Below are 8,281 nucleotides of genomic sequence, written 5' to 3'. Positions count from 1 at the left end.
CGCCGCATCGCCACCAGATATGATCGTCTCGCAATCAATTTCCTCGCAGCCGTCTGCATCGCTGCGCTGGTCAGTTACTGGTTATGAGTCCGGACCCTAGTGTCAAACGCCGCCGTCCGAAGTCCGACTGAATTAAAGTCGGAAACCGTGTCGAATCCGCCAAAGCATAAGCCCGAGCACCGTCCTTGATTGCTACCAAGAACCCAGGCAGAGCCTCCGCTGCATATTGCGACGATACCTGTGCGTCATGGAGACGCTGCGCTATGGCTTGTTGAGAAGCCGTGTCGTTAGAATACGTATCACGGACATAAGTTTCTGTTGGTTCGTCGCGGAAAATCGCGCCGTGCGTGGGAACGATCTCGAGCATCGGAGCCAGATCAGAAGCCGCGCTCATCACTTGCGATATCGACCACCCTAAGGCGGTTGCCAGTTCGTCCAAAGGCATGGGCGGCGGCAATAAAGAAATAGCGGAGAAAAACTCCCGAACATCCGAATCTAGCCACCCAGCGATTCGAAGATCGGAGAAGATCTTGTTGCACTTCTCCGAGATGAGTTGATCAACGGTGATTTCGGTTTTGTCTGGATTTCCCGCTACGTTCGTAGCCCAAGTATCAACCAAATAAGCCAACACCCGCGCGTTGCCGCTAGATCGTGAAAACGCGGTCGCAAATTCAGCGCTCGTGATATTTTCGCGGCGGGAAGCCAGATATAATTCTGCTTCTTTCTGCGTAAACGGACGAAGCGGAAACGGTACAACTGTTGATCGATCGACAACGCGAGCCATTCGATGTGTGCGGGCCGTCAGAACAAGCTTTACTCCCTCGACGCTGTTTTCGCTGAGTGACGCCAGAAGAAGCCTTGGAAATGAATCGTCCTTACGGTCGTCAGCTTCGATTTGCGCATTGTCTGCCGCATCGATGATTATCATTACGCCCTTTCGCTTCGATTGGACTTTCAGCGTCTCAACGGCCTGAGTAAGGCGGCGGCGTAGTGCATTTATCAACGCAACGGATTCTGCGTCGCCAGGAAGCAACGGGTCGCACAGCCCTCTTGAAGCCAACTCATTGGCGATCTGTACGTATCCTACTCGCGGCAGATGCCGCTCTTGGTCCTGCGATCGATAAGCACCTCCGCCGAAGCAATCGAATACAATGACCTCGTACGCTTCAGATTGCGCGGCAGCGAGGCTGCCAATAAAGACTGTTTTACCAACACCGCCGTCGGCATGAATGAAGACTGGTTCGCTTGTCGTTGCGATCAAATGGCTCGCATCGTTCAATTGTTCGCGTGGGACAATGTCGCCCACATCAATGAAGCGAGTATCTGCCGGAAACAGATCTTCCTCTTCACAGCTCAAGGCGACGAGCACGTCTTCTCGTTTGATGAGGTTGTTGTTCTTGTTCTTCAGACCGGCCTTTTCGCGAACAACTTCGACCAGCTCAAAGAGTCGAGACTTGCTGCGCAGCTCATTTCCGGCTGACCAATCAGCCATGGCGCGTCTCAAGTTACTATTTAAAACTGGAAGCGTTTCCTCGGATGCGTGAAATTCGCAGCGGCTGAATAGCCGTTGTGCATCTACATTCTTCTTTGTGCAGAGGCCTTTCAGATAGTCATGTTGAGTTAGGGCTTCGCCTCCGGCAGGCGCTATACCCGATTTCAGGCCGCTAATCGCTGTCCATAGATCCGGCGAGAACTCCGCATTAGTGACAAACGCAAAGGTCAGTTTCTTGTCGATATCAGCCGACGGTATTGTCTTTTCATAGCCAACAATTGTGTCGGCAAACTTTTCGATTGTCTTACGAAGATACGACGCTGTCACTGCACCGGCTATTGTTCTGTATTTAAATTGCGCCGTCTGAACAGCTTCCGACGTGGCAAAGTTGTCGCCATCTCCGTAATAGAGAACGAGATCGGCCACGTCTTCGGCTTCCGCGCCGGGATCGGCTGTTTCGGTGTTCGAAAGTCCTTCAATGGCGATCGCTTTCAAGCGATCACTGGGGAAGACCAATTGCATCGCTCGCCGCGCTGCCCAGCGCTCATGGAACGTGTGTCCCGCGCGGGAGGCGCTCACGATACTTACGGTTGGACTTTTCGGAGCCTTTTTTGCCATGGTGAGAGCATAAAGAGTTTTGGAACGATCCCGAGCGCAAGTCCGGGGCCTTGCCCATCATCGTTCGCCCGAGCGCAATAAGCTGTTACACCATTATCCGACCGTAGGAGAATACGTGTCTACTCCTGCTTACCTCACCGTTGCTGAAGTCGTCGAACGCTACCGCGGCAAATAACCCCACTAGCACACTGCAACCAAGACGGCGATGCTGACTCCGACGGAGCTGGAGCACATTGATCTTTGGCATCACGCGTCCTCCAACCTGCGGAGACGAGCCTTGACCCCATTGCTGATGCTATCGGTGACTTCAGCGGGAAATGCTTTCGGGAGCGACGCGATGACCTGTTCGACTGCTGCTGACGCCTGTGTGCGCAGGTCACCGAAAATCGCGGTCACGAGTCCCGCGCCAATCCCTGCCTTGGCTGCGGTCTGGATAAAATGGCGGGGCATAACGCTGTCCACGACATAGTGGCGGCTTTCACCGACCGCCATGGCCAACTTCATCTTGTTACGCTTGATCTGGCCCGCGTCGAGACTGGGCTGCGCCGAGATCACATCGTAGAGCGGAGTCATGCGGAAGCGGCCGCCGGGAGAGAGAAAAACGCTGAAATTCTTGGCATGACCATCTGTGGCACCGAGCAGCCAGAAGGCCATCACGGCCTTCAGAAACGTCGCTTGATCCGCCTGCGGTTGATCGCTCCCCTTCAGCAGATTGAGGATAGCCGGAATGCCGGGGCCGCCATCGGATTCGTATTTCAAGGATGGCGGCACGGACAAGGCCTGGCAGCAATCCTCTTGCGGCAAACGCAGGAGACGGTTGTCGCTGGTCCAACGGCGATCGAACCGCTCGACCACGAGCACGCGGTTACCCTCAAACTCCTCAATCGCGACGGCGGCGCTCGGAAGTCCAAGAGCAGCCGCCAGCTTAAGGCAGAAGAACTCGTTTTCAACGCTGTAGGATAGATCGATGCCATTCGGCAGTCGGCCAATCTGCGGTTTGAGGATGTGCGTCGTGGCCGTAGTCGCCAGCGGCTTGTACCAACGCCCGTTCCAGAACAGCAGTGCGGTCTTTTCCTGGGCGCCGGCGATCGATATCCGAAAGTCCTCATCCTCGCCAAGTCCAAGGGGAGCGGATGCAAGGTCACCGAGAAGCCGGGCGATTCCCTTGTCGTCGATAGGTTTGCCGCCGACAGCGCCGGCGACGCCGGGTTCGATGCCGTCCGGCAGGAATTGCAATGCGCCGACGCAGTCCCGTCCGACAGCAGCGAGTAGGTCGTAAGCGTCTATGCCCTGAGCGTGAACTCGCTCCGCCATGCGGCGGCGGATGGGCATGCTATCCGGCAGGAGATTGTCGAAGACGGCGATGACAGGCGCACCGATATAGCGGTCCTCACGCAGAGGCAGAGATAGCGACACGGGCAGCGCATGCTCCCACGCAAGCCAGGACAGATCGTACTGAAAGTCGATTGCACCGCTGGATTGCCTGTTCAGCCGCCCGACGAGGCGGCCATTCAGGAAGACATTAAGCGGGATGTGCCGACGCGGGCGGGCCATCAGAAGATGTCCTCGATCTCGGCCGGCTTTGCCTTCGTCCTGGGACGGATAACAAACTCGAGGTCAAGCGCCGCGAGAATGTCGCAAAGCGTCCCGAGCTGGGTCCCGAGGGCGCCACTCTCGACGGCTGAGATGGTTGCCTGCCGTAGCTTTGTCTTGTCCCCGACGCCAGTCTGGTTCAGGCCGAGCTTGCGGCGCTGCCGGCGGATGGCATCTCCGATTTGCTTAGGCGTTCGGGCGATCTGGTCCACGGCGCACCTCTCTGAGCACGCTGTATACGCTCTAGAGGATAAATGTCAATATACGCTTCAGAGAATAAATACCTATATACGTCATAACGTATAACGCAGATAAATACCTCTTAGCGTATAATTCAGCACGCTCGCACTGGTCCGCGGGTTCTCAATTGAATATTCAGCGCGGCTTAATCACCTCTACCTGCCCCGGACCGGAGCACGGTATCGCGCGGGAGAATGATCCTCGCCAGCGAAGAGCGCGATCAGTCGGAAGCGGTCCAACTCCAGCCTTTAACGGCCATTGCTTCACCGATCCATGGCGCCACCACGCCCGGAGGTCCACTGCAATACCACAAGATGTAGTCACCCTCTTCACGTACCCAGGCGACAAGTGTGGCCGCTTCTCGAAAAGAGTAGGAAACAACGGCCCCATTCGATGCATGCCATCGAACGTTGGCCAACGCCGACCAGAGATCGACGCCACATGCACCATCGGCTCTCACCAGCTCTCCAATCGCGCGATCAATGGCGGCTTCAAATTCCTTGATCGGTCGCTTGGAGCGCTGGCTTGGAACGCCTGCAAAATCGCTTTTATCGAAGAACGGGAACATCCGCCTCCATGGTTCTCGTCTCTTTAGCTCCGCTGAAGAGGGGATGAAACAATTAAATTGAAGCGTGAGCAGCTGCACTCGACACTTCGCCAGCGGACAGTTCTTTCCAGTGAAATCGTAAAACCACCTGGTCGCAGGCCGTTCCGGCCCACGAAACAAAGGAGTTATCGATATGCAGCCACCCGTCATTCCGCCGCGTTATCTTCGTACCCGCGAGGCCGCAATGTTCCTCGGACTGTCGCCGCGAACACTAGAGAAGCATCGGACCTATGGAACAGGCCCGATCTACCGCAAGCTCGGCGGTCGGGTAGTGTATGCGCTCGCCGACCTGCAACAATGGGCGGATTCGGGGACAGTGAGTTCAACGTCCGATCCGAATAGCAAAACGGTCCGACCGGCTGCGCCACAGCATCAGGCAGCTCGCCGAAAGGCCTAAGCTCCGATCGGGCTCGCGGTCACTCCGTCGAGAAGCAGCCGCGAGCCTCGAGTCCGATGTCGGACTCCCCGATAACCGGCGTGATCACGGAATTGTCCAGCGCCAAGCGCAGCGAGGTCAATCCTGCTCATCCGCCTCATACACATTTGTGCAGCAGGCCGTTGCACAACTACTGGAGCTATGGAGAAATTGTGTCTGTTCCTGCCTATTTGACCCTAGAAGAGGTCGTCGAGCGTTATCGCAACCAGGTTAGCGAGGGTACGCTACGCAACTGGCGATCGAAGAGAATCGGTCCGTCATTCGTCAAAATTGGCAAAGCGATCCTATACCCGATCGAGGAGTTGGAGCGATGGGATCGTTCAAACCTGATTTCCTGTAAGCGCATATCAACTGCGTCCTTAGGCGCCAACGACACCGAGGGAGCGGTGGACTGAATGGACAGGGCTGGCCTTCGATTGACGATGGATGCGGTTTGCCATCGTCAATCAAGGTCAGCTCCTGTTCTGATCCGTGCTCGCCTAAAATGGGATAGACCGATGTGGAGTTCGTGCAGCAGCATGCGAATGCGGGCACTTGAGGGGTTGTCCGGGTTACACCGGGATTGTCCCGAATTGGCGCGAGTTACAGACACCAGATACCGGCACCACCTCATTTGCGCCGTTATATATCCTATTGAAATATAACAATTTTCTAAATTTCACAGGTTGGTCCATAATCATCCCTCCGGGGATCCGACGCCATCGCAAGCCGACATCCAAATGACCAAATCGATTATCGACATTTCGTCACCGCTCGGGATCTCCGTGCATGACCACATCATTGTCGGCAAGAACGGCCACGCCAGTCTGAAAGGGTTGCGGCTGATCTAGCGAAGAACGCCAAGCCGTGCGTGCACCGTGGGGTGCATCACAGCGACCGGACGGACCACCCATCCGAACGGTAGCCAGGGCTACTGCCGCATGAGAATCAGCGGATCGGTGCTATCGGGAACCAGCCGCCACTGTGCGTTGTCGTCGGCCTGGAAGTGCCAGGTCTCGCCGCTCGCCGACATCAGAAGGATTTCACCGCGCTCGAGACGCCAGACCTCTGGCTTGAGGTTCGCGATCGCCTCATCGCATTTGGGTTTAAGGAATGCCTGGAAATTATCCGGTGGGACTTCGGTGTTCGTCAGCGTGATGCCGCAGATCGGCTTACCGTTGCCGCGGACGAACGTCCAGTCGCCAATCATCTGGTCCATCGATCTGGCGAGCGAACGGGCCTCGGCGAGATTTTGCAGGATGTAAATGCCTTCATTCTCCCGCCGGCCTTCGAGAATTCCGCTCTCGACTTCGGTGAAATCGACCACCGGCTCTCCGGTCGCGGTCTGCAAGCGCACGATATCGAGGCCCGCGACAGTCCAGGCCGCAATGTCCTTCGTAAACGGTAGCGACGCCGCACAGCCCGGCTCAAGATCGACCTTGAAACCCTGCGGCGACGTCTCGCCCCTGAGCGTCACCACGCAGGTTTTGCTGCGTTCGGTCGTGGACAACTCCCACTGCCCGATCATGTTTTTTTTCAAGGCGGATGCATCCTGCGCCGATGCGGCCGGTCCGTAGGCCATCAACATCGCCACAACGACAAGAACAGGTCTCCGCTTCCGCCACATTGGCGTGCTGCCGCCATCGATCTTGTCCAGGGAGACAGGCGCGGCCATCAGTTTTCCCTCCCGAGCGCGCTTTCGTGCCAGCGCCGCAACATCAGATGCGACACTGTCGCAAGGAACATATAAATGACAATGCCAGCCACAGAGAGCAACAATAACGCCGCGAACATGCGCGGAATGTTGAGCCGGTAGCCGGACTCCGCAATTCTGTAGGCCAGACCCGACCCGGCGCCGGCCGAACCCGCCGCGATTTCCGCAACCACCGCGCCGATCAACGACAAGCCGCCGGCAATACGTAAACCGCCGAGAATGTACGGCAGAGCCGCCGGCAGTTTGAGATAACGCAGCGTCTGCAGCCGCGATGCCCCGTAGAGTTGAAACAGGCCGACGAGACTGCGGTCGACCGAGTTCAGGCCGAGCGTGGTGTTTGACAGCACCGGAAAGAACGCGACGATCCAGGCACAAACGACGACCGCGGTCTGCTGCGGCAGGTAGATCAAAAGGAGCGGCGCAATCGCGATCACCGGCGTGACCTGCAGGACGATCGCATAGGGCAGGAAGGCCTGTTCCAGCCATTTCGATTGGTTGAACAGCAGCGCCAGCACGATCCCGCCTGCGGCGGCGGCGGCAAAGCCCTCCACCGTGGTCAGTAAGGTTGTCAGCAGCGAGTGCCACAGGACCGGCCAGTCTTCCACCAGCGTCGCCGCCACCAGCACTGGGCCAGGCAGCACATAGGGCGGAATCTCATAGGTATCCACGATCCAATGCCATACCAGGACGCCAGCCCCCAACACGATCACCGGCAACAGCACGCGTGCCACCGGCGTCCCCCGAGCGCTCTGTGATGGCTCATTGTCGGCCGGCGCCGATGGGTTGGATGCCGTCATCGGCGACGCGCTCCCTTGCCCATGGCCAGTGACAACGCAGCCGACACCTCACGGCAATACGCTCCGTATTCCGCCGAAGTTCTGAAGTTCTCGTCCCTCGGCTCGGGCGTGTCGATGCAGTACTCGGCGCTGATGCGGCCGGGACGCGGCGTCATCACCACGACGCGGCGCGCGAGATAGACCGACTCAAACACCGAATGCGTGACGAAGATGACGGTCTTGCGCAAATCGCGCCACAGCGCGAGCAGATCGTTGTTGAGGCGGAAGCGGGTGATCTCGTCGAGCGCCGCGAAAGGTTCGTCCATCAACAGAACGTCCGGGTCAGTGACGAGGGCGCGGGCGAGTGATGCCCGCATCCTCATGCCGCCGGACAGTTCGCGCGGATAGGCGGCGGCGAACTCTGCAAGGCCCACCCGCGCCAGAGCAGCCTCGACGCAGCCGCCGATGTCGGCACGCGGACGGTGCGTCAGTTTCAGCGGCAGCGCCACGTTGTCGCGAACGCTGGCCCATGGCATGAGCGTCGGCTCCTGAAATACGAAGCCGATGGAGCGCCTGCCGCCGGCAACGCAAACCGTGCCGGAGGTTGGATCGCTCAATCCGGCGATGATCCGCAGCGCGGTCGATTTCCCACAGCCGGACGGCCCGAGCAGCGATACGAAATCGCCGCTGCGCACATTGAAATCGACAGGCCCCAGCGCCGCGACGCCGCGGTCATAGCGTTTCGTGACGCCCTTCAGGCTCACCGCGTCTCCCGCGCGCGGGCCTGTGCCGGCTGCGGACAACGCTGTTGCGTGCTCGATCATCG

At 58.1% G+C, this 8,281-nt stretch carries 9 protein-coding genes and 2 pseudogenes; 4 read left to right on the top strand and 7 right to left on the bottom strand.

Annotated elements, in window-relative coordinates; genetic code table 11:
• Nucleotides 1–87 (top strand): annotated as a pseudogene (locus B2M20_RS18875) (IS5/IS1182 family transposase); the annotation flags it as partial.
• Here B2M20_RS18875 and B2M20_RS01840 read toward each other — a convergent pair.
• The 4 genes from B2M20_RS01840 to B2M20_RS01825 form a co-directional block, all read right to left on the bottom strand.
• Entirely contained in the window at nt 71–2,014 is a 1,944-nt protein-coding gene (locus B2M20_RS01840) for a P-loop NTPase family protein (protein WP_139372808.1), read from the bottom strand. The pseudogene B2M20_RS18875 and the gene B2M20_RS01840 overlap by 17 nt on opposite strands.
• A 342-nt stretch (nt 2,015–2,356) precedes the next feature.
• Nucleotides 2,357–3,664, bottom strand: a complete 1,308-nt coding sequence (locus tag B2M20_RS01835; RefSeq protein WP_079445392.1) for a type II toxin-antitoxin system HipA family toxin — start codon at nt 3,662–3,664, stop codon at nt 2,357–2,359.
• Nucleotides 3,664–3,915, bottom strand: a complete 252-nt coding sequence (locus B2M20_RS01830; RefSeq protein ID WP_079445391.1) for a helix-turn-helix domain-containing protein — start codon at nt 3,913–3,915, stop codon at nt 3,664–3,666. Before B2M20_RS01830 ends, B2M20_RS01835 begins: the two co-directional genes overlap by 1 nt.
• Nucleotides 3,916–4,163: 248 nt before the next feature.
• Complete coding sequence (locus B2M20_RS01825; protein WP_079445390.1) at nt 4,164–4,511, bottom strand: hypothetical protein; 348 nt, start codon at nt 4,509–4,511, stop codon at nt 4,164–4,166.
• Between the two features lie 172 nt (nt 4,512–4,683).
• Between B2M20_RS01825 and B2M20_RS01820 the strand changes: the two genes are divergently transcribed.
• The 3 genes and pseudogenes from B2M20_RS01820 to B2M20_RS01810 form a co-directional block, all read left to right on the top strand.
• Nucleotides 4,684–4,947, top strand: coding sequence for a helix-turn-helix transcriptional regulator (locus B2M20_RS01820; RefSeq protein WP_079445389.1), 264 nt, complete (start codon nt 4,684–4,686; stop codon nt 4,945–4,947).
• A 191-nt stretch (nt 4,948–5,138) separates the two neighbouring features.
• Entirely contained in the window at nt 5,139–5,381 is a 243-nt protein-coding gene (locus B2M20_RS01815) for a helix-turn-helix domain-containing protein (protein WP_079445408.1), read from the top strand.
• 270 nt (nt 5,382–5,651) lie between these two features.
• Nucleotides 5,652–5,816: pseudogene (locus tag B2M20_RS01810) on the top strand (JAB domain-containing protein); the annotation flags it as partial.
• 80 nt (nt 5,817–5,896) lie between these two features.
• On the opposite strand, the gene B2M20_RS01805 reads toward B2M20_RS01810, so the two are convergent.
• Genes B2M20_RS01805 through B2M20_RS01795 form a run of 3 tightly spaced genes read right to left on the bottom strand, consistent with a single transcriptional unit; the run spans nt 5,897 to nt 8,279 of the window.
• Entirely contained in the window at nt 5,897–6,640 is a 744-nt protein-coding gene (locus tag B2M20_RS01805; RefSeq protein ID WP_079445387.1) for an AprI/Inh family metalloprotease inhibitor, read from the bottom strand.
• Nucleotides 6,640–7,476, bottom strand: coding sequence for an ABC transporter permease (locus B2M20_RS01800; protein WP_079445386.1), 837 nt, complete (start codon nt 7,474–7,476; stop codon nt 6,640–6,642). The genes B2M20_RS01805 and B2M20_RS01800 overlap by 1 nt, the downstream gene beginning before the upstream one ends.
• Nucleotides 7,473–8,279, bottom strand: coding sequence for an ABC transporter ATP-binding protein (locus B2M20_RS01795; RefSeq protein ID WP_079445385.1), 807 nt, complete (start codon nt 8,277–8,279; stop codon nt 7,473–7,475). The genes B2M20_RS01800 and B2M20_RS01795 overlap by 4 nt, the downstream gene beginning before the upstream one ends.
• Nucleotides 8,280–8,281: the final 2 nt, after the last annotated feature.

Origin of the sequence: Nitrobacter vulgaris, from assembly GCF_002028545.1 — a bacterium.
Lineage (GTDB): Bacteria > Pseudomonadota > Alphaproteobacteria > Rhizobiales > Xanthobacteraceae > Nitrobacter > Nitrobacter vulgaris.
This window is presented reverse-complemented; position numbering and strand designations above follow the sequence as displayed.